Origin of the sequence: Klebsiella sp. CN_Kp113 (genome assembly GCF_040064585.1) — a bacterium.
Classification (GTDB): Bacteria; Pseudomonadota; Gammaproteobacteria; order Enterobacterales; family Enterobacteriaceae; genus Klebsiella; species Klebsiella michiganensis.
The window spans coordinates 88872-108331 of record NZ_JBEAID010000013.1; the positions used below are offsets into that span (position 1 = coordinate 88872).

16 protein-coding genes and 1 pseudogene are annotated in these 19460 nt (G+C 58.9%); 12 read left to right on the forward strand and 5 right to left on the reverse strand.

Features of this window, described 5'->3' with window-relative positions; all coding sequences use genetic code 11:
• Nucleotides 1-72: 72 nt before the first annotated feature.
• The 4 genes and pseudogenes from dusC (at nt 73) to ascB (ending at nt 5435) form a co-directional block, all read left to right on the forward strand.
• Nucleotides 73-1011, forward strand: a complete 939-nt coding sequence (gene dusC / locus ABLV30_RS06940) for a tRNA dihydrouridine(16) synthase DusC (protein ID WP_014230145.1) — start codon at nt 73-75, stop codon at nt 1009-1011.
• Between the two features lie 152 nt (nt 1012-1163).
• The gene (gene bglG, locus ABLV30_RS06945) at nt 1164-1997 is read left to right on the forward strand and encodes a transcriptional antiterminator BglG (protein WP_014230144.1); all 834 of its coding nucleotides are present in this window, start codon (nt 1164-1166) and stop codon (nt 1995-1997) included.
• Between the two features lie 53 nt (nt 1998-2050).
• Nucleotides 2051-4023, forward strand: a pseudogene (gene bglF, locus ABLV30_RS06950) (PTS beta-glucoside transporter subunit IIABC).
• A gap of 17 nt (nt 4024-4040) precedes the next feature.
• Nucleotides 4041-5435: a 6-phospho-beta-glucosidase gene (gene ascB / locus ABLV30_RS06955; RefSeq protein WP_014230142.1), complete on the forward strand. Its 1395-nt coding sequence runs from the start codon at nt 4041-4043 to the stop codon at nt 5433-5435.
• Nucleotides 5436-5498: 63 nt separating this feature from the next.
• Here the strand turns inward: ascB and ABLV30_RS06960 are convergent, their stop codons facing one another.
• Complete coding sequence (locus ABLV30_RS06960) at nt 5499-6233, reverse strand: class I SAM-dependent methyltransferase (protein ID WP_154950485.1); 735 nt, start codon at nt 6231-6233, stop codon at nt 5499-5501.
• A 119-nt stretch (nt 6234-6352) separates the two neighbouring features.
• Between ABLV30_RS06960 and mdtQ the strand changes: the two genes are divergently transcribed.
• The gene (gene mdtQ, locus ABLV30_RS06965) at nt 6353-7792 is read left to right on the forward strand and encodes a multidrug resistance outer membrane protein MdtQ (protein ID WP_048260747.1); all 1440 of its coding nucleotides are present in this window, start codon (nt 6353-6355) and stop codon (nt 7790-7792) included.
• Nucleotides 7793-7898: 106 nt separating this feature from the next.
• On the opposite strand, the gene ABLV30_RS06970 is transcribed toward mdtQ, so the two are convergent.
• A complete protein-coding gene (locus ABLV30_RS06970) occupies nt 7899-8468 on the reverse strand; it encodes a DedA family protein (RefSeq protein ID WP_014230139.1) in 570 nt (189 codons plus the stop codon).
• A gap of 155 nt (nt 8469-8623) precedes the next feature.
• On the opposite strand from ABLV30_RS06970, the gene ABLV30_RS06975 reads away from it, so the two are divergent.
• A complete protein-coding gene (locus ABLV30_RS06975; protein WP_004122818.1) occupies nt 8624-9211 on the forward strand; it encodes a Yip1 family protein in 588 nt (195 codons plus the stop codon).
• A gap of 176 nt (nt 9212-9387) precedes the next feature.
• Nucleotides 9388-10335, forward strand: a complete 948-nt coding sequence (gene pbpG / locus ABLV30_RS06980; protein WP_014230138.1) for a D-alanyl-D-alanine endopeptidase — start codon at nt 9388-9390, stop codon at nt 10333-10335.
• A gap of 94 nt (nt 10336-10429) precedes the next feature.
• Here pbpG and ABLV30_RS06985 read toward each other — a convergent pair whose 3' ends face one another.
• A complete protein-coding gene (locus ABLV30_RS06985) occupies nt 10430-10984 on the reverse strand; it encodes a GNAT family N-acetyltransferase (RefSeq protein WP_004138576.1) in 555 nt (184 codons plus the stop codon).
• Between the two features lie 97 nt (nt 10985-11081).
• Nucleotides 11082-12824, reverse strand: a complete 1743-nt coding sequence (gene dld, locus ABLV30_RS06990; protein ID WP_064379389.1) for a D-lactate dehydrogenase — start codon at nt 12822-12824, stop codon at nt 11082-11084.
• Nucleotides 12825-13018: 194 nt separating this feature from the next.
• On the opposite strand from dld, the gene bglX reads away from it, so the two are divergent.
• The 5 genes from bglX to ABLV30_RS07015 all read left to right on the forward strand — a co-directional run bounded on the left by bglX (nt 13019) and on the right by ABLV30_RS07015 (nt 19226).
• On the forward strand, nt 13019-15316 hold the full coding sequence (gene bglX / locus ABLV30_RS06995; protein WP_071846086.1) for a beta-glucosidase BglX: 2298 nt from the start codon (nt 13019-13021) through the stop codon (nt 15314-15316).
• Nucleotides 15317-15482: 166 nt separating this feature from the next.
• Nucleotides 15483-16400 (forward strand): ABC transporter substrate-binding protein, encoded by a 918-nt coding sequence (locus ABLV30_RS07000; RefSeq protein ID WP_154950487.1) that lies wholly within the window; start codon nt 15483-15485, stop codon nt 16398-16400.
• A gap of 7 nt (nt 16401-16407) precedes the next feature.
• Complete coding sequence (locus ABLV30_RS07005; RefSeq protein WP_025106765.1) at nt 16408-17565, forward strand: ABC transporter permease; 1158 nt, start codon at nt 16408-16410, stop codon at nt 17563-17565.
• The gene (locus ABLV30_RS07010) at nt 17558-18505 is read left to right on the forward strand and encodes an ABC transporter ATP-binding protein (protein WP_154950489.1); all 948 of its coding nucleotides are present in this window, start codon (nt 17558-17560) and stop codon (nt 18503-18505) included. The genes ABLV30_RS07005 and ABLV30_RS07010 overlap by 8 nt, the downstream gene beginning before the upstream one ends.
• Nucleotides 18489-19226 (forward strand): ABC transporter permease subunit, encoded by a 738-nt coding sequence (locus ABLV30_RS07015; RefSeq protein WP_014230132.1) that lies wholly within the window; start codon nt 18489-18491, stop codon nt 19224-19226. Before ABLV30_RS07010 ends, ABLV30_RS07015 begins: the two co-directional genes overlap by 17 nt.
• On the opposite strand, the gene ABLV30_RS07020 is transcribed toward ABLV30_RS07015, so the two are convergent.
• Entirely contained in the window at nt 19201-19314 is a 114-nt protein-coding gene (locus ABLV30_RS07020; RefSeq protein ID WP_004103838.1) for a protein YohO, read from the reverse strand. The two genes, ABLV30_RS07015 and ABLV30_RS07020, sit on opposite strands and share 26 nt — an antisense overlap.
• Nucleotides 19315-19460 lie beyond the last annotated feature (146 nt).

Sequence of the window (19460 nt, forward strand, 5' to 3'; positions counted from 1 at the left end):
CTCGGCCCCTTTCAACCCGCATCCAGAGGCGCTAACATAGCGCCTCTTTTTTCCGGGCAATGAAAAAACAATATGCGTGTATTACTGGCGCCGATGGAAGGCGTGCTCGATTCGCTGGTGCGCGAGCTGCTGACCGAAGTGAATGATTACGATCTCTGCATCACCGAATTCTTGCGCGTGGTGGATCAGCTCCTGCCGGTAAAATCGTTCTACAGACTGTGTCCGGAACTGCATAACAACAGCCTGACGCCGTCCGGCACCCGCGTGCGCGTACAGCTGCTCGGGCAGTATCCGCAGTGGCTGGCGGAAAATGCCGCTCGCGCGGTCGAACTCGGTTCCTGGGGCGTTGACCTTAACTGCGGCTGCCCGTCAAAACTGGTGAACGGCAGCGGCGGCGGGGCGACGCTGCTCAAAGATCCCGAGCTTATCTATCGCGGCGCCAAAGCGATGCGCGAGGCGGTTCCAGGCCATCTGCCGGTCACGGTAAAAGTTCGGCTTGGCTGGGACAGCGGCGAGCGGCGGTTTGAAATTGCCGATGCGGTCCAGCAGGCGGGCGCCAGCGAGCTGGTGGTTCACGGCCGCACCAAAGAGGATGGCTATAAAGCGGAGCGCATTGACTGGCAGGCTATCGGCGAAATCCGTCAGCGCCTGACTATCCCGGTGGTGGCCAACGGTGAAATCTGGGACTGGCAAAGCGCCCAGGATTGCCTGGCCGCGACCGGCTGCGATGCGGTGATGATTGGCCGCGGCGCGCTGAACGTTCCAAACCTGAGCCGGGTGATAAAATATAACGAACCGCGTATGCCCTGGCCGCAGGTGGTCGAACTGCTGCAAAAATACACTCGTCTGGAAAAGCAGGGCGACACCGGCCTTTATCACGTCGCGCGGATAAAACAGTGGCTGAGCTATTTGCGTAAAGAGTACCTCGAAGCGGCTGACCTGTTCAGCGCGGTACGCACCCTACAGGATTCAACCAGCATAGCGCGCACGATTAACGACTGGCGTAGCTAAACTATCTGACCGGCATCACATTTTTTAGCTTGTCCCATTGAGATTACCCGGCGGACAGTGAAATACTCACTACCGATTGTTACTGCTCCGGCAGGCAAAACCTGATTTCCTGGCATCCGTCGGGGTCAGGTTTTTTTGTTTTTGGGGTTCATATGCAAATCGCCAAAGTACTTAATAATAATGTAGTGGTGGTTGTTGATGAGCAGCAGCGCGAACAGGTGGTCATGGGCCGAGGACTTGCCTTTCAGAAACGCGTTGGTGACTCTCTTGATGAAAGTAAAATTGAAAAGGTCTTCGCGCTGCAGAGCGATGAACTGGTTGGCCGTTTAGGTGAATTACTCAGTCAGATACCATTAGAAGTGATGACGACCTGCGATCGGATTATCGATCTGGCGCGCGGTCGTCTCGGGAAGTTACAGGATAGTTTGTACATTACCCTGACCGACCACTGCCACTTTGCGATTGAGCGGCAGAAGAAGGGCATCGCTATTCGTAATGTGCTGCTGTGGGAAATAAAGCGGCTGTATCCGAAGGAATTTGAGTTAGGGCAGGAAGCGCGGGCGATTATCGCCAAACGGCTCGGGGTTGAACTGGCCGAAGATGAAGCGGGTTTTATCGCCCTGCATCTGGTCACGGCGCAGCTCAACAGCGAAATGCCGGAAGTGATGCACGTCACCCGGGTCATGCAGGAGATCCTGCAGCTGGTGAAGTATCAGCTGACGCTGAACTACGACGAAGAGTCGCTGAGCTACCAGCGCTTTGTCACCCATCTCAAGTTTTTCGCCCAGCGTATGCTGACGCGAACGGTGGTCGAAGATGATGATGTGACGCTGCACAGCGCGGTAAAGGATAACTACCCTAAAGCGTGGAAGTGTGCGGAAACCGTCGCCCGGCACCTGCAAAAGAGCTACCAGCGGCCGCTGACGACGGAAGAAATTATGTTTCTCGCCATTCATATTGAGCGGGTGAGAAAAGAGGGACGCTAAGCGCCGATCGGGCCTGGCGCATAGCTCCCGCGCTACAACTGGATTGTTACTGCATTACGCAGGCAAAACCTGAGCGCAACGCCTACACGGCGTTGTTCTCGGGTTTTTTTTATTTTTAATACTCAGTTAACGATGCCTGCGGGCAGCGGAAGTAAGGAAAAACAGCATGGAATATAAAGCACTCGCGCAGGATATTCTCAGCCGGGTTGGTGGCAAAGAGAATATTGTGAGTCTGGTTCACTGCGCAACGCGGCTGCGTTTTAAGCTCAAAGATAGCAAGAAGGCGGATGCCGAAGGACTGAAGGCGAATCCTGGCGTCATCATGGTGGTGGAAAGCGGCGGCCAGTTTCAGGTGGTCATCGGTAACCACGTGCACGATGTCTGGCTGGCGGTGCGCAGCGAAGCCGGGCTGACGGATGACAGCGAGCCGGTGGCGGTGAAAGGCGAAAAAGTGTCGATTATCGGCCAGCTTATCGACGTGGTTTCCGGTATTTTCACCCCGTTTATCGGCGTCCTGGCGGCCTCGGGGATCCTCAAAGGGCTGCTGGCGCTGGCGGTCGTTTGCGGCTGGTTAACGACGCAGCAGGCAACCTACAAAATCTGGTTTGCCGCCAGCGATGCGCTGTTCTTCTTTTTCCCGCTGTTTCTCGGCTATACCGCCGGTAAGAAATTTGGCGGCAACGCCTTTATTACCATGGTGATCGGCGGCGCGTTAACCCATCCGCTGATGATTCAATCTTTTGAAGCCAGTATGGCGCCTGACGCCGCGACGGAGTATTTCCTTGGGATTCCGGTGACCTTTATCAATTACAGTTCATCGGTCATCCCGATTATCCTCGCCTCGTGGGTGAGCTGCTGGATTGAGCGGCGCAGCAACGCGATACTGCCCTCGTCGATGAAGAACTTCTTTACCCCGGCGATTTGCCTGGCCGTGGTCGTCCCGCTCACGTTTCTGATTATCGGCCCGGTTGCGACCTGGCTGAGCCAGCAGCTGGCCAACGGCTATCAGCTTATCTATCAGGTTGCGCCCTGGCTTGCCGGCGCGGCGATGGGGGCGCTGTGGCAGGTGTGCGTCATCTTTGGGCTGCACTGGGGCCTGATACCGTTAATGATTAACAACCTTGCCGTGCTTGGCCATGATTCAATGATGCCAATGCTGCTGCCGGCGGTGATGGGGCAGGTTGGCGCCGCGCTGGGGATTTTCCTGCGCACCCGCGATGCGCGGCAAAAAGTGCTGGCGGGCTCGGCGGTATCCGCGGGGATCTTCGGCGTGACCGAGCCGGCGATTTATGGGCTGAATCTGCCGCTCCGCCGTCCGTTTATCTTCGGCTGCGTCGCTGGCGCCATCGGCGGCGCGATTGTCGGCTTTAGCGACAGCCACGTCTATTCTTTCGGTTTCGGTAATATTTTCACCCTGGCGCAGATGATCCCGCCGCAGGGCATTGACGCCACGGTGTGGGGCGGCGCGCTGGGGACGGTTGCCGCTTTAATTATCGCCTGCGCGCTCACGTTAGTCGCCGGGCTGCCGCGCAGCACCGCTGAACAGGCGGCCGTTGTGGTGGCTCCGGCCTCGGAAAACGACATCCTGGCGCCGATGACCGGCAGCGTACTGGCGCTGGATCAGGTTCCCGATAGTACCTTCGCCAGCGGTTTACTTGGCCAGGGCGTAGCGATTATCCCCTCAGTGGGCAAAGTTATTGCGCCGTTCTCGGGCGAGGTCGCCTCGATTTTTCAGACGAAACATGCCATCGGTCTGCTGAGCGATAGCGGAATCGAGCTGCTCATCCACGTGGGCATCGACACCGTCAAGCTCGATGGCGCACCGTTCACCGCCCACGTTAAAGAGGGCGACAAAATCAAAGCGGGCGATCTGCTGCTGGAGTTTGACCGTCAGGCGATTCTGAACGCCGGTTACGATCTGGCGACGCCCATTATTATCAGCAACAGCGACGATTTTCGTGCTCTCGACATCGTATCCGCCAGCGCGGTGGATGCCGGTCAGCCGCTGTTGTCCGTAAGCCGTTAATCACAGGAGAGAGATGAATGAAGACATTCCCACAGGCGTTTTTATGGGGCGGCGCGACCGCGGCAAACCAGGTTGAAGGCGCTTATCTGGAAGACGGGAAGGGATTAACCACTTCTGACGTCCAGCCGCGCGGCGTATTTGGCGACGTCGTAGAACGCGTGCCTGGCGATAGCGGCATAAAAGATGTTGCCATCGATTTTTACCATCGTTATCCGGAGGATATCAGCCTCTTTGCCGAGATGGGCTTTAACTGCCTGCGCGTATCCATTGCCTGGGCGCGTATTTTCCCTGAGGGCGATGAGGCGCAGCCAAACGAAGCCGGGCTGGCCTTTTACGATAAGCTGTTTGATGAAATGGCGAAGCACAATATTACTCCGCTGGTGACCCTGTCCCACTATGAGATGCCGTGGGCGCTGGTGAAAAACTACGGCGGCTGGGGCAATCGCAAAGTCATTGGCTTCTTCGAACGCTACGCCCGTACGGTGTTTGCGCGCTACCAGGCGAAGGTCAAACTGTGGCTGACCTTTAATGAAATCAATATGTCCCTGCACGCGCCGATGACCGGCGTCGGTCTGCCGGCCGACAGCAGCAAAGCTGAAGTCTACCAGGCTATTCACCATCAGCTGGTGGCGAGCGCGCTGGCGGCTAAGGCCTGCCATGACATCGTGCCTGAGGGCAAAATCGGCAACATGCTGCTCGGCGGCCTGATGTATCCGCTGAGCTGCAAACCGGACGATATTTTTGAAACCCTGCAGCAGAACCGCAGCTGGCAGTTCTTTGGCGATGTCCAGTGCCGCGGCGCTTACCCGGGCTATATGCTGCGCTATTTCCGCGACAACGGCATTAGCCTTGAGATCGCCGATGCCGATCGCGAAGCCCTGAAAGAGACCGTTGATTTTATCTCCTTCAGCTACTATATGACCGGCTGCGTGACCGCCGACGAAGAGCTGAACAAAAAATCGCGCGGCAATATTCTCAGCATGGTGCCGAACCCGCACCTGGCAAGCTCGGAGTGGGGCTGGCAGATTGACCCCCTCGGCCTGCGCACGCTGCTGAACGTGCTGTGGGATCGCTATCAGAAGCCGCTGTTTATCGTGGAAAACGGCCTGGGCGCTAAGGATAAGGTGGAAGCCGACGGCAGCATCAACGACGATTACCGGATCAGCTACCTTAACGACCATCTGGTGCAGGCTCGTGAGGCAATAGAGGACGGCGTTGAGCTGATGGGCTACACCAGCTGGGGACCTATCGACCTGGTGAGCGCGTCGAAGGCGGAGATGTCCAAACGCTATGGCTTTATCTACGTCGATCGCGACGATGAAGGCAACGGCACCCTGGCGCGCAGCCGCAAGAAAAGCTTCTGGTGGTATAAAGAGGTAATCGCCACCAACGGCGGCAGCTTAAAAGAGTAATGCCCTGAGCACGAAGCTAACATCAGCCTTATGGCCCGGATAACTTCCGGGCCTTTTTGCGTATTACGCCGGCTTGCGCGCGCGCAGGAGAAAAATCATCGGCCGCTCTTTTTCTTCATCCAGCGCCGGCTGAGCGGCAATCTGCTCCGCCGTCGGTCCCCACTCATCCAGATGCTCGATGATAAAACCGGCGGCGATCAGCTGGTTTATCCAGCTGGACAGCTTGCGATGCTGCTTTTTCACCCCGTCGGCAAACCAGTTGCTGATGCGCTCGCCCTCCTGCTGGTAGTGGCTCACCGGCCAACTTTTCTGCCCGTTCTCATCCACCTGCCAGCCCTGACGCGGCGGGGCGGTATAGATGGGATGCTCGGCGGAGAACAGCAGCGTACCGCCGGGCGTCAGCGCCCGGTAAACGGTGGCGAACAGCGGCGCCACGTCGGGCAGATAGTGCAGCGCCAGCGAGCTATAGACCAGCTCGCAGCTATCGGCGGGCAGGGTAAGCGTCTGAAGATCTTCGCAGCGATAGCGGATACCTTCGCCCTCCGTCATTTCGCGGGCGCGCTCCAGCATTCGGCTGGAGAGATCCAGCCCGTCCACCTGCGCGGCGCCCCGATCGCGGGCCCAGCGGCAAAACCAGCCGTAGCCGCAGCCAAGATCGACGACGCGTAGACCGGATAACGGCGGAAGCATTTGCTGAAGGGTTGGCCACTCGGGCGCGCCTTCCAGCCCTTTGACTGAACGGTCGAGGGTGGCGTATCCGGCAAAAAAAGCGGGATCGTCATAGATGTTCTGACTCATTGTCACTCCATGAGAAGTTTATTTTTAGTCTGCTAATAGTTACGGCACACGCTTTACTAAACGGCAAGGATGCAAGTAGCTTAATATACCCGACCTTATTTAATCATCTGACCGATTTCATGAACCTGACTTTGAGCAAATGCGCGTTGGCTGGCCTGCCACTGGTTATCGCGCTGGCGGGCTGCGCGCCATCGCACGATACTGGCAAGCCGCTCCAGCAGCAAACCCCGGCATCCCACGTCGCAACGGAACTGCCCGCCGCCGTGAAAAACGGCTGGCCGCAGAGCAACTGGTGGCAGGATTACCATGACCCTCAGCTCAATAGCCTGATTCAGCGTGCCTTAGCCAATGCGCCGGACATGCAGATTGCCGAACAGCGCATCAGGCTGGCGGAAGCGCAGGCGCGGATGTCGCAATCCAGCCTGGGGCCGAACCTGGATTTTTCCGCCGATATTGAACGGCAGAAAATGTCCTCCGAGGGGCTGATGGGGCCATTTGCCACCGATACCGACGGCAATACCGGACCGTGGTACACCAACGGCACCTTCGGACTAACCGCCGGATGGGATCTGGACCTGTGGGGTAAAAACCGCGCGCTGCTTAAAGCGCGCATCGGTGAAGTCAAAGCTCAGGTTGCCGAAGAAGCCCAGACCCGCGAACTGCTGGCCGGCAGCGTCGCCCGCCTTTACTGGCAGTGGCAGACCGAAGCGGCCATTAAAAACGTGCTGACGCAGGTGAAGCGCGAACAGAATAATGTCGTTACCGTGGATACTGCGCTGTATCAACGCGGGATCACCAACTCGGCCGAAGGGGCGGAGAACGATATTAACGTCAGTAAAACCGATCAGCAGCTCGCCGACGTGGCGGGCAATATGAAGGAGATTGAAGCGCGGCTGATGGCGCTGACCAACAGCCAGAGCCAGGCGCTGAATCTTCATCCGGCGGATTTACCCGCCGTCAGCGCGCAAATGCCCAACCAGCTGGGCTATGAGCTGCTGGCGCGACGCCCGGACCTGCAGGTTGCCCACTGGTATATCGAGGCTTCATTAAGCGAAGTTGATGCCGCGAAAGCCGCGTTTTATCCGGATATCAACCTGATGGCCTTCCTGCAGCAGGATGCCCTGCATCTTAGCGATCTGTTCCGCCACTCTGCCCAGCAGATGGGCGTCACCGCCGGGCTGACCCTGCCGATCTTTGATAGCGGCCGCCTGAACGCGAACCTGGATATCGCCAGCGCGCAAAATGGCCTGTCGATAGCGAAGTACAACAAAGCGGTGGTTGATGCGGTTAATCAGGTGGCGAAAACCGCCAGCCAGATGGAAACGCTGATGGCGAAAAATCAGCAGCAGCAGCAGGTTGAAAAAGATGCTCAGCGGATGGTCGCGCTGGCGCAGGCGCGGATGAACGCCGGGATTATTTCCGGCTCGCGCGTCAGCCTGGCGAAGCTGCCGGCGCTGCAGGAGCGCGTCACCGCGCTGCGCCTGCACGGCCAGTGGCTTGATGCCAGCATCCAACTGACCTCCGCGCTGGGCGGCGGGTATCATCAGGCGACGAAGTAGTTCTGTTTCCCCGGCTCGCGCTGCGCTTAGCCGGGCTACAGGCCCATGCGGTCCGTGGAGTCTGTAGCCCGGATAAGGCGTTTACGCCGCCATCCGGGAACTCTCGTCACTCTTTCTTCTTTGCCTCGCGGCGCTTTAGCCACCAGTGCGCCGCAACCACCAGCACCACCGCCAGAATCAGCCAGATCCAGTGCTTCAGATGCGCATCCAAATGATGCAGCCACGGGCCAATCGCTTCCCCGCCGAGATAGCCGAGCGTGGTAAAAATTAACGCCCAGATAATCGCGCCGACAATATTCAGCGGCAGAAACACCTTCGGCGGCAGGCGGCTGGCGCCAATCAGCAGCGGGCCGATAACCCGAAAGCCGTACATAAAGCGGGTGCCGATGACAAACAGGTAGGGGCGACGCTGGATCATGCGCTGGGCCTTTTGGATCCGCTTTTTCTGGCGTGCGAATCGCCGCAGAATCCGTCCGCCAAAGCGCCTGCCGAGTAAATAAAGCAGCTGATCGCCAATCATCCCCCCGAGGGCGACCGAGATAACCACCAGCCAGAACTTCAATAATCCCTGATGTGCCGCCACGCCGCCGAGCAGCGTGATGGTTTCGCCTTCCGCCACGCTGCCAATGACCAGCGCCGCGTAGCCGTACTGGGAAATCAGGTTATTGATATCCATATAAAGATTAACTCCATAAAACGTCAGTCCCTTAATCATACACCCTGATGATAAAAATGCGGGGGAAGCGCATTTTTCTCGCTGTACACAAAATAATCTACAAGGTGAATTATACTTGGATCAGTGCTGTACCACGCCGTGACAAGGGGGACGCTATGAACCATGTCTGGGGGCTCTTCTCTCATCCTAATCAAGAGATGAGCGTTATTAAAAGCGAAAACGAAACCGTTTCGCATCACTATACGCACCATGTGCTGGTCATGGCGGCAGTTCCGGTTATCTGCGCCTTTATTGGCACCACGCAGCTGGGCTGGAACTTCGGCGACGGCACGGTGGTAAAACTGTCGCTGATGACCGGGCTGGCCCTGGCGGTGCTGTTTTACGCCGTGATGCTTGCCGGGGTTGCGGTGATGGGGCGGGTTATCTGGTGGATGGCGCGAAGCTATCCGCAGCGGCCTTCCCTTAAGCGCTGTATGGTTTTCGCCGGCTATGTCGCCACGCCGCTTTTCCTCAGCGGGCTCGTGGCGCTCTATCCGCTGGTGTGGCTGTGCGCGCTGGTCGGGACCGTCGCGCTGCTTTACACCGGCTATCTGCTGTATCTCGGTATTCCCACGTTCCTGGGGATTAACAAAGAAGAGGGGTTGAGCTTCGCCAGCTCGACTCTGGCGATAGGGGTGCTGGTGCTGGAAGTGCTGCTGGCGATCACCGTTATTCTCTGGGGATACGGATATCGGCTCTTCTGATTTAACTCATTGCCGGCATAAATAGATTTTTATGTCGGCAATGCAGCATTTGTTCACGATTCTTATTAGCCAGCTCGCGTTCTGACAAGGTATGATGATTTTTGCCAGCGGCGTCATCACCCCAGCGCCGCGGCGTACGTTCATAACGTGCAAAAATACTTTTCAGAATGTTCACGATGACCAAATTTCGAGTTTCTTTGCTCAGCCTGACGTTGCTGCTGGCTGTGCCTTTTGCGCCCCAGGCGTTGGCTAAAACCTCCACGGCGGTGACCGCCTCCCAGCCGGATATCGCTTCCGGCAGTGCGATGATCGTCGACCTTGCCAGCAAAAAAATCATCTATGCCAGCCAGCCGGACCTGGTTCGCCCGATGGCGTCGATCACTAAGGTGATGACCGCGATGGTGGTGCTTGATGCCCATCTGCCGCTGGATGAGATGCTGACCGTTGATATCAGCCAGACGCCTGAAATGAAAGGGATCTATTCACGGGTGCGCCTGAACAGCCAAATCAGCCGCCGCAATATGCTGCTGCTGGCGCTGATGTCGTCGGAAAACCGCGCCGCCGCCAGCCTGGCGCACCATTATCCGGGCGGCTACGACGCCTTTATCCGCGCGATGAACGCCAAGGCGCAGGCGCTGGGGATGACCCGCACCCGCTACGTTGAGCCCACCGGTCTGTCGATTCATAACGTCTCTACCGCCCGCGATCTGACTAAGCTGCTGATCGCCAGCGAGCAGTATCCGCTGATTGGCCAGCTGAGCACCACTAAAGAAGATATGGCGACATTCGCCCATCCGGCGTATACGCTGCCGTTCCGCAATACCAACCATCTGGTCTACCGCGATAACTGGAATATTCAGCTGACCAAAACCGGCTTTACTAACGCGGCGGGCCACTGCCTGATTATGCGTACGGTGATTAATCAGCGCCCGGTGGCGCTGGTGGTGATGGATGCGTTTGGCAAATATACTCACTTCGCCGACGCCAGCCGCCTGAGAACGTGGATTGAAACGGGAAAAGTGATGCCGGTTCCGGCTTCCGCGCTCAGCTATAAAAAGCAGCGTGAAGCGCAGATGGCCGATGCGATGCTGAAAGGCGGCGCGCAGACCGCGCAGAACGATTAACCCCCATTTCCCCGGATTACGGCGTAAACGCCTTATCCGGGCTACCGAACCGCGCTGTACCGTAGCCCGGCTAAGCGCAGCGCGAGCCGGGGGGTTACTCCGGCAGCGTCCAGTCGCCATCGCCGAGCGGGCGCTGCATAATCAAGGTATCCCGCCAGTCGCCCATCTTATAGCCGACGCTGCGCAGCTGACCCGCCACGCTAAAACCGAACTTTTTATGAATCGCAATCGACCCGGCGTTACTGTGGCCGTCGCCGATAATCGCCAGCATTTGTCGCCACGGTCCCTGTTCGCATTTCTCAATTAACCGGGAGAGCAGGGCGCTGCCGATACCGCGTCCCCCCATTCCCGCCTCAACGTAAATCGACTCTTCCAGGGTGTAGCGGTAGGCCGGACGCGGGCGGTAAAAGGTGGCGTAGCAGTAGCCGACGATGGTGCCGCGCCACAGGGCAACCAGCCACGGCAGCCCGCTATCGCGCACGGTTTTGATTCGCTTGCGCATCTCATCCACGGTTGGCGGGATCTCTTCAAAAGAGGCGCGTCCATTGAGCACGTGCCAGACGTACAGCGCGGCGATAGCGTGGGCGTCATCGGGCAGCGCTTCGCGGATCTCTAAGTCAGCGTCGTGTAGCTTATCCACTGCGGACATGATGGGTTAATTCCTTAAACGGGTTTGCCGGAGAGGAAATTTCTCCGGCGTGCAGCGTAATACAGAAGCCCCGCGGCTGAACAGTCCCCCGTGCGGATTATTGCGGTTCGGTCGCGCTCGTCGGTTTATCCTGCACTTCGCCCCAGTATTTTTGCTTACTGGTTTTGCCAATCCCCGGGTTCATGCTGTTGGTGGGATCGTTTTCGCGATAGAAGCGTTTTAAGCTTTCCGGCGCTTCATACAGATGGCCGACGTTATGCTCGGCCGGATATTGGGCGCCCCGCTCCTTCAGCAGCGCCAGCATTTTCTCTTTCAGTTCGTGGGCATCGACGCCTTTTTTCACGATGTAATCCTGATGGAAAACGTGGCACATAAAGTGGCCGTAATAGAGCTTATGCACCAGCTGGCTATCGATATCGGCGGGAAGATGCTCAAACCATTCGGTGTCGTTACGGCGCAGGGCGATGTCCAGCGCCAGAATATCTTCCACCTCATCGGCGTGAACCGCCTGGTAGCGGATCGCCGCACCCGCGGCGGCAAAGCGGTGCAGGAAGGCTTTGCTGCCTTCTTCTGCGGTGCAGACGAAGAAATCCCCTTCGGCATTCTGGAAATATTCCCCGAGCCAGGCCTGAGCCTCTTCGATGCCGTCGCCCGCCATTTTCAGCAGCAGATGGTGTTCGTATTTATCGCGCCAGGTTTTCATTCGCTCCGGCAGATGCGACGGGAAGACGTGACCCAGCTTTTGCATAAAGCGGTCGGTGAAGTGCGGCTTAAACAGCGACACTTTCTCCAGCATCGCGTCGGTGCGGCCCTTCATGGTAAAGAAGAACGGCATTTTATCGGTGCCGAGCTTGTCGATCATCAGGAAGGTGTCTTTCCCGTACTGCTCGGCGATGTCGTAAATATCGCGGTGCATGTACTCGCCCGCCACCGGCAGATGGTTGAACTCGGCGAGAATATGGCGGCGAATTTCGGTCAGCACGTCCGGGCGGTTGGTGCCGATGTAGAACACCTGCTGGCGTTTTTCCGCCGGGAAGGTATCGAGGCGCACGGCGAACACCGCCAGCTTGCCGGCGCAGCCCGAGGATTCAAACAGGCGGTCCGGGTCGGCGTTGTAGCGCGCCGGGGTATCGGCATTCACGTCGCGCACGCGGGTGACGTAATCATGATCGTGGGCGTGGCGGCCATCGTGGCGCACATCTTCATCTTTAACCCGTTCGTCGTCGAGGCGGCTGAGGATTTGCTCTGGCGTGGTGCCGAGGTCAATGCCGAGGTGGTTCACCAGCGTCAGCTTGCCGTTTTCATCAATTTGCGCGTACAGCGACATTTCGGTATACGCCGGGCCGCGCTGTACCAGCGAGCCGCCGGAGTTGTTGCAGATCCCGCCGACCACCGATGCCCCGATGCAGGATGAACCAATGACCGAGTGCGGTTCGCGACCCAGCGGCTTCAGCGCTTTTTCCAGCGAATAGAGTGTCGTGCCGGGATAAGCCAGCACCTGCTCGCCTTTATCCAGCAGATGCAGTTTATCCAGGCGCAGGGTGCTGATAATGACGATATCGCGGTCATAATCGTTACCGTTCGGCGTTGAGCCTTCGGTCAGGCCGGTGTTGGCCGCCTGCATCAGAATGATTTTATCGGCGTTGACGCAGGCGTTCAGCACGCGCCACAGCTCCAGCAGGGTACCGGGAAAGACCACCGCCAGCGCGTCGCCCTGGCCGGAGCGAAAGCCTTTACGGTAGCGCTGGGTTTTAGCCGGGTCGGTGAGCAGATGGGACGAGCCGACCAGACGGGCGAGTTCAGCCAGAAAAGCGTTGTTATAGGTTGTTGCAGATGACATGTTCCACTCCTTGTGGTGGTACAAAATTATCAAAAATAAGAATAGCGCTTTGTATGACAATTTGATGCATCAATGTTTCTAAAAATCAGAGAACAACGCGCGCTTTATTCAGGCGTCTCGTTTATGTTTATGGCAGACTTCGATTTTTGCTATCTTTTCGCCGATCTGGTCGACTGGAACAATGAGGGATAAAAATGAAATGGCTTTGTACTGTAGGCGTCGCTGTGAGCCTGGCGCTGCAACCGGCGCTGGCGGATGAATTGTTCGGCAATCATCCCCTAACGCCGCAGGCGCGGGATGCGTTTGTGACGGAACTGCTGACGAAAATGACGGTGGATGAAAAAATCGGTCAGCTGCGCTTAATTAGCGTCGGCCCGGATAACCCGAAAGAGGCCATCCGCGAGATGATCAAAGAAGGCCAGGTGGGGGCGATTTTTAACACCGTGACCCGCCATGATATCCGCATTATGCAGGATCAGGTGATGGAACTCAGCCGCCTGAAAATCCCGCTCTTTTTCGCCTATGACGTGCTCCACGGCCAGCGTACCGTCTTTCCGATTAGCCTTGGCCTGGCCTCCTCTTTTAACCTCGACGCGGTGAACACCGTCGGGCGGGTGTCGGCTTACGAAGCGGCCGATGATGGCCTGAACATGACCTGGGCGCCGATGGTCGACGTCTCCCGCGATCCGCGCTGGGGCCGCGCTTCGGAAGGGTTCGGGGAAGATACCTACCTGACCACCGAGATGGGCAGGGCGATGGTGGAGTCGATGCAGGGGAAAAGCCCGGCAGATCGCTACTCGGTGATGACCAGCGTCAAGCACTTTGCCGCCTACGGCGCGGTCGAAGGCGGCAAAGAGTACAACACCGTTGATATGAGCCCGCAGCGCCTGTTCAACGACTATATGCCGCCCTACAAAGCGGGGCTGGATGCGGGCAGCGGCGCGGTTATGGTGGCGCTCAACTCGCTCAACGGTACCCCGGCGACCTCCGACGCCTGGCTGCTTAAGGACGTGCTGCGCGACCAGTGGGGCTTTAAAGGCATCACCGTCTCCGACCATGGCGCTATCAAAGAGCTGATCAAACACGGCGTGGCGTCGGACCCGGAAGACGCGGTGCGCGTGGCGCTGAAGTCCGGCATCAATATGAGCATGAGCGACGAGTACTACAGCAAGTATCTGCCGGGACTGGTGAAGTCCGGTAAGGTGACGATGGCGGAGCTGGATGACGCGACCCGCCACGTGCTGAACGTGAAATATGATATGGGCCTGTTTAACGACCCGTATAGCCACCTGGGGCCGAAAGATTCCGATCCGCAGGATACCAACGCCGAAAGCCGCCTGCATCGCAAAGAAGCGCGCGAAGTGGCGCGCGAAAGCCTGGTGCTGCTGAAAAACCGCCTCGATACGCTGCCGTTGAAAAAATCGGGCACTATCGCGGTAATCGGCGCGCTGGCCGACAGCAAGCGCGACATGATGGGCAGCTGGTCGGCGGCGGGCGTGGCCGATCAGTCGGTCACCGTGCTGACCGGTTTGCAGAACGCGCTGGGCGACAAAGGCAAGATTATCTATGCCAAAGGCGCCAACGTCACTGACGATAAAGGCATCGTCGACTTCCTCAATCTGTACGAGAAAGCGGTGCAGGTTGACTCGCGCTCGCCGCAGGAGATGATTGACGAAGCCGTGGCGGCGGCGAAGCAGTCCGACGTGGTGGTTGCCGTGGTGGGCGAGGCGCAGGGCATGGCCCACGAAGCCTCCAGCCGCACCGACATCACCCTGCCGCCGAGCCAGCGCGCCCTGATTAGCGCGCTGAAAGCGACCGGTAAACCGCTGGTGCTGGTGCTGATGAACGGTCGTCCGCTGGCGCTGGTGAAAGAGGATCAGCAGGCTGATGCGATCCTCGAAACCTGGTTTGCCGGTACCGAAGGCGGCAACGCCATTGCCGATGTGCTGTTCGGCGACTACAACCCGTCTGGCAAGCTGCCCATGTCCTTCCCGCGCTCGGTCGGGCAGATCCCGACCTACTACAGCCATCTCAACACCGGTCGCCCGTACAATGCGGATAAGCCAAACAAGTACACCTCGCGCTACTTTGATGAAGCCAACGGCCCGCTCTATCCGTTTGGCTACGGCCTGAGCTACACCACCTTTAGCGTTTCCGACGTGAAAATGTCGGCGCCGACCCTGCAGCGCGACGGCAGCGTGACCGCCAGCGTGCAGGTAACCAATACCGGCAAGCGCGAAGGGGCGACGGTGATTCAGCTTTATCTGCAGGACGTTACCGCCTCCATGAGCCGTCCGGTGAAAATGCTGCGCGGCTTTAAAAAGGTGACCCTCAAGCCGGGCGAGACGCAAACCGTCAGCTTCCCGATTGACGTTGAAGCGCTGAAGTTCTGGAACCAGCAGATGAAGTACGACGCCGAGCCAGGTAAATTCAACGTCTTTATCGGCGTCGACTCCGCCCGCGTGAAGCAGAGCGAGTTTGAACTGCTGTAATGGTGATTTGTCGCCCGGGTGAGGCTGCGGCCGCCATCCGGGAACACGCATTCCTTACCCCAAAGGCCGATTTATCGGCCTTTTCTTTTTCCGCTCCGCCCCAAATGAACTACGCTTTTTGCTTAAGCTCCTGTTAATGGAGCGCAAATTAAAGAGGGACGCGAGGATGATTAAGGCAAGTATGTGGTCCGGCACGCTGGCGCTGGCGGCCCTGATAAGTCTGCCGCTGCAGGCGGCGGAGCCGGTTAAGGTCGGCTCAAAAATTGACACCGAAGGGGCGCTGCTCGGCAATATTATTTTGCAGGTTCTGGAAAGCCATGGGGTGAAAACCGTCAATAAAATCCAGCTTGGCACCACCCCGGTGGTGCGCGGGGCGATAACCGCCGGAGAGCTGGACATTTACCCGGAATATACCGGCAACGGCGCGTTCTTCTTCAAAGAGGAGAACGACCCGGCGTGGAAAAACGCGCAGCAGGGATATGAAAAAGTTAAAAAGCTGGATGCGGAAAACAATAAGCTCGTCTGGCTTACCCCGGCTCCGGCCAACAACACCTGGACTATCGCCGTCCGTCAGGATCTGGCGGAGAAAAACCACCTCGCCTCATTAAGCGACCTTGCCGGCTATCTGAAAAAGGGCGGTGACTTTAAGCTGGCCGCCTCGGCGGAATTTATTGAACGGCCGGACGCGCTGCCGGCGTTTGAAAAAGCCTACGACTTCACGCTCAAGCAAAATCAGCTGCTGTCGCTGGCGGGCGGCGATACGGCGGTCACCATCAAAGCGGCGGCGCAGCAAACCTCCGGCGTGAATGCGGCGATGGCCTACGGTACCGATGGCCCGGTCGCCGCGCTGGGTCTGCAAACCCTGAGCGACCCGAAGGGCGTGCAGCCGATTTATGCGCCCACGCCGGTCGTACGTGAAGCGGTGTTAAAAGCGTATCCGCAGATAGCCGACTGGCTACAGCCGGTCTTCGCCAGCCTGGATGAAAAGACGCTGCAAAAGCTGAACGCCAGTATTGCGGTTGAGGGCCTGGATGCGAAGAAAGTCGCCGCCGACTATCTGCAACAGAAAGGGCTGCTGAAGTAGGGCGCGCGTGACCACTCGTTGCTGTAACCGGGTTGCGCTGCTGCTGGCATTCCTCCTGCTGCTGGCGATGGCACTGCCGTTTATTAACTATGCGCCTAACCGGCTGTTATCGGGCGAGGGGCGCTGGCTATGGCAGGTCTGGCCGTGGCTGGCGGGCGTACAGGGGGCGGCAGGGCTGCTGATAGCGCTGCTGAGCTGGCGTCCCGGGCGTCTCCCGCTGCTGGTTATCTTTCTGCTGGCGGATCTGCTGCTGCCTTTATTGCTGTGGGGAGCCGGCAGTGCGGCGGTACAGCTGGCTCAGAGCGGTTCTCCGTTGGCCCGCACCTCGCCGGGAAGCGGCCTGTGGCTGGCGCTGGCCCTGTGCCTGCTTATCGCCAGCGATGCCGTTCGTCGCCTGACGACCCGAGCCCTGTGGCGCTGGCTGCTGAACGCGCAGGTCTGGCTGCTGCCCGCGCTGCTGCTGGGGCTCGGCGCGCTCGATGGCCTCTCTTTGCTGAAAGAGTATTTCAATCGCCGCGAGGTGTTTGACGATGCGCTGTCCCAGCATGTGACGCTGCTGTTGGGGACCCTGCTGCCGGGGCTGCTGATTGGCTTGCCCGTTGGCGTCTGGCTCTGGCGCTACCCCCGCTGGCAATCGCCGGTTTTTGCCGTTCTCAACGTGATTCAGACCGTTCCCTCCGTCGCGCTTTTTGGCCTGCTTATCGCGCCGCTGGCCGGGCTGGCGCGCCAGTTTCCGTCGCTGGCGCAGCTCGGCGTTTCCGGCACCGGCATCACGCCGGCGCTGATTGCGCTGGTGCTGTATGCGCTATTGCCGCTGGTGCGCGGGGTGACGATCGGCCTTCAGCAGGTGCCGCGCGAAGCGCTGGAGAGCGCGACGGCGATGGGGATGAGCGGCGTGCAGCGCTTTCGTCAGGTACAGCTACCGCTGGCGTTGCCGGTGTTGTTGCGCAGCCTGCGGGTGGTCAGCGTACAAACCGTGGGTATGGCGGTGGTGGCGGCCCTGATTGGCGCGGGCGGCTTCGGCGCGCTGGTTTTCCAGGGGCTGCTCAGCAGCGCGCTGGATCTGGTGCTGCTGGGGGTTATCCCGACCATCGCGCTGGCGGTGGTGGTGGATGCGTTATTCGCGCTGTGGGGCGCATTACTGAAAGGAGAGGCCCGTGATTGAGTTCGACGGCGTCAATAAAGCCTTTGCCGGAGAGCCTGCGGTGAAAAACCTCAATCTGCATCTGCGCGAGGGGGCATTTTCGGTGCTGATTGGCACCTCCGGCTCGGGGAAGTCGACAACGCTAAAGATGATTAATCGCCTGGTGGAGCACGACAGCGGGACGATCCGTTTCGCCGGGCAGGATATTCGCCAGCAGCCGGTGCTCGAACTGCGCCGCAGAATGGGCTACGCCATCCAGTCCATCGGCCTGTTCCCCCACTGGACGGTGGCGCAGAACATTGCCACCGTCCCGCAGCTGCAAAAGTGGTCGCGGCAGAAGACCCAGGCGCGGGTCGATGAGCTGATGGCCTTGCTGGGGCTGGAGCCGGGCCTGCGCGAACGCTACCCGCATCAGCTTTCCGGCGGCCAGCAGCAGCGCGTCGGCGTGGCGCGCGCGCTGGCCGCCAACCCGGAAGTGCTGCTGATGGATGAACCCTTCGGCGCGCTCGATCCGGTGACGCGCGAAGCCTTGCAGCAGGAGATGATCCGCATTCATCGCCTGCTGGGACGCACTATTGTGCTGGTGACTCACGATATCGATGAGGCGCTGCGGCTGGCGGACCATCTGGTGTTGATGGACGGCGGCGAAGTGGTACAGCAGGGCGAGCCGCTGCAAATGCTGCTTGAGCCAAAAAATGCGTTTGTGGAGACGTTCTTTGGCCGTAGCGAACTTGGCGTGCGCCTGCTGTCGCTACGCGGCGTGAGTGATTATCTGCGCCGCGATGAGCGCCTGGCGGGGGACGCGTTGAACGTGACGATGACCCTGCGCGAGGCGCTGTCGCAGTTCGTTGCTCATCGCTGCGAGGTGCTGCCGGTGGTCGATGAGCAGGGAGAGGCCTGCGGGACGCTGCATTTTGCCGACCTGCTGCGCGAGGAGGCCCGGCGTGAAGGTGCTGCGTGATCCGCTGCTGTGGCTCAGCGCCATGTTTATCGCGCTGCTGCTGGCGTTGCCCTACAGCGCGCCGCTGTTCAGCGCGCTGTTTCCCGAGCTACCGCGTCCGGTTTATCAGCAGGAGAGTTTTGTTTCTCTTACCCTTGCGCACTTTTGGCTGGTGGCGCTCTCCAGCCTCGCGGCTACGGTGGTAGGCGTCGTCGCCGGGATTGCGGTCACCCGTCCGGCGGGGCATGAGTTTCGCCCGCTGGTGGAGACGATTGCCGCAATGGGGCAGACGTTTCCGCCGGTCGCGGTGCTGGCGATTGCGGTTCCGGTGATGGGGTTTGGCTGGCAGCCCGCGCTTATTGCGCTGGTGCTGTACGGCATCTTACCGGTTTTACAGGGCACGCTGGCCGGGATTGGGGCGGTACCGTCCGGCGTGTTAGCTATCGCTCAGGGAATGGGGATGACCGGCTGGCAGAGGCTGATAAAAGTTGAGCTGCCGCTAGCGGCGCCGGTGATGCTGGCCGGAATTCGTACCTCGACCATCGTCAATATCGGTACGGCGACCATTGCTTCAACCGTCGGCGCGAATACGCTCGGCACGCCGATTGTTATCGGCCTCAGCGGATTTAATACCGCTTATGTGATTCAGGGGGCGCTGCTGGTGGCGCTGGCGGCGATTATCGTCGATCGGGGATTTGAACGGCTGAACCGGCGAATCAGCCGACACCACCGCGAACAATAAATGAATAACCGGCCAGCATCACGCCGCCGATGCCGCTGATGGCCATAAATAAGAACAGGGTAATCACCGCAATTTTCGCTGGCTTCATAATAGGCTCCTGATGTTAACGCAGGGATTATACGGTGAAGCGCAGGTGTTAATAAAACATTAATTGCTTTTTAGCTACGACAACCCCCCCGGCTTGCGCTGCGCTTAGCCGGGCTACGGTTCATCACCGTCTGCGGGCCGGTAGCC

What these genes read in the sequence shown, in the direction of transcription:
- dusC (WP_014230145.1), top strand. Translation starts at nt 73, where the DNA reads ATGCGTGTATTACTGGCGCCGATGGAAGGCGTGCTCGATTCGCTGGTG.
- bglG (WP_014230144.1), top strand. Translation starts at nt 1,164, where the DNA reads ATGCAAATCGCCAAAGTACTTAATAATAATGTAGTGGTGGTTGTTGAT.
- ascB (WP_014230142.1), top strand. Translation starts at nt 4,041, where the DNA reads ATGAAGACATTCCCACAGGCGTTTTTATGGGGCGGCGCGACCGCGGCA.
- ABLV30_RS06960 (WP_154950485.1), bottom strand. Translation starts at nt 6,233, where the DNA reads ATGAGTCAGAACATCTATGACGATCCCGCTTTTTTTGCCGGATACGCC.
- mdtQ (WP_048260747.1), top strand. Translation starts at nt 6,353, where the DNA reads ATGAACCTGACTTTGAGCAAATGCGCGTTGGCTGGCCTGCCACTGGTT.
- ABLV30_RS06970 (WP_014230139.1), bottom strand. Translation starts at nt 8,468, where the DNA reads ATGGATATCAATAACCTGATTTCCCAGTACGGCTACGCGGCGCTGGTC.
- ABLV30_RS06975 (WP_004122818.1), top strand. Translation starts at nt 8,624, where the DNA reads ATGAACCATGTCTGGGGGCTCTTCTCTCATCCTAATCAAGAGATGAGC.
- pbpG (WP_014230138.1), top strand. Translation starts at nt 9,388, where the DNA reads ATGACCAAATTTCGAGTTTCTTTGCTCAGCCTGACGTTGCTGCTGGCT.
- ABLV30_RS06985 (WP_004138576.1), bottom strand. Translation starts at nt 10,984, where the DNA reads ATGTCCGCAGTGGATAAGCTACACGACGCTGACTTAGAGATCCGCGAA.
- dld (WP_064379389.1), bottom strand. Translation starts at nt 12,824, where the DNA reads ATGTCATCTGCAACAACCTATAACAACGCTTTTCTGGCTGAACTCGCC.
- bglX (WP_071846086.1), top strand. Translation starts at nt 13,019, where the DNA reads ATGAAATGGCTTTGTACTGTAGGCGTCGCTGTGAGCCTGGCGCTGCAA.
- ABLV30_RS07000 (WP_154950487.1), top strand. Translation starts at nt 15,483, where the DNA reads ATGATTAAGGCAAGTATGTGGTCCGGCACGCTGGCGCTGGCGGCCCTG.
- ABLV30_RS07020 (WP_004103838.1), bottom strand. Translation starts at nt 19,314, where the DNA reads ATGAAGCCAGCGAAAATTGCGGTGATTACCCTGTTCTTATTTATGGCC.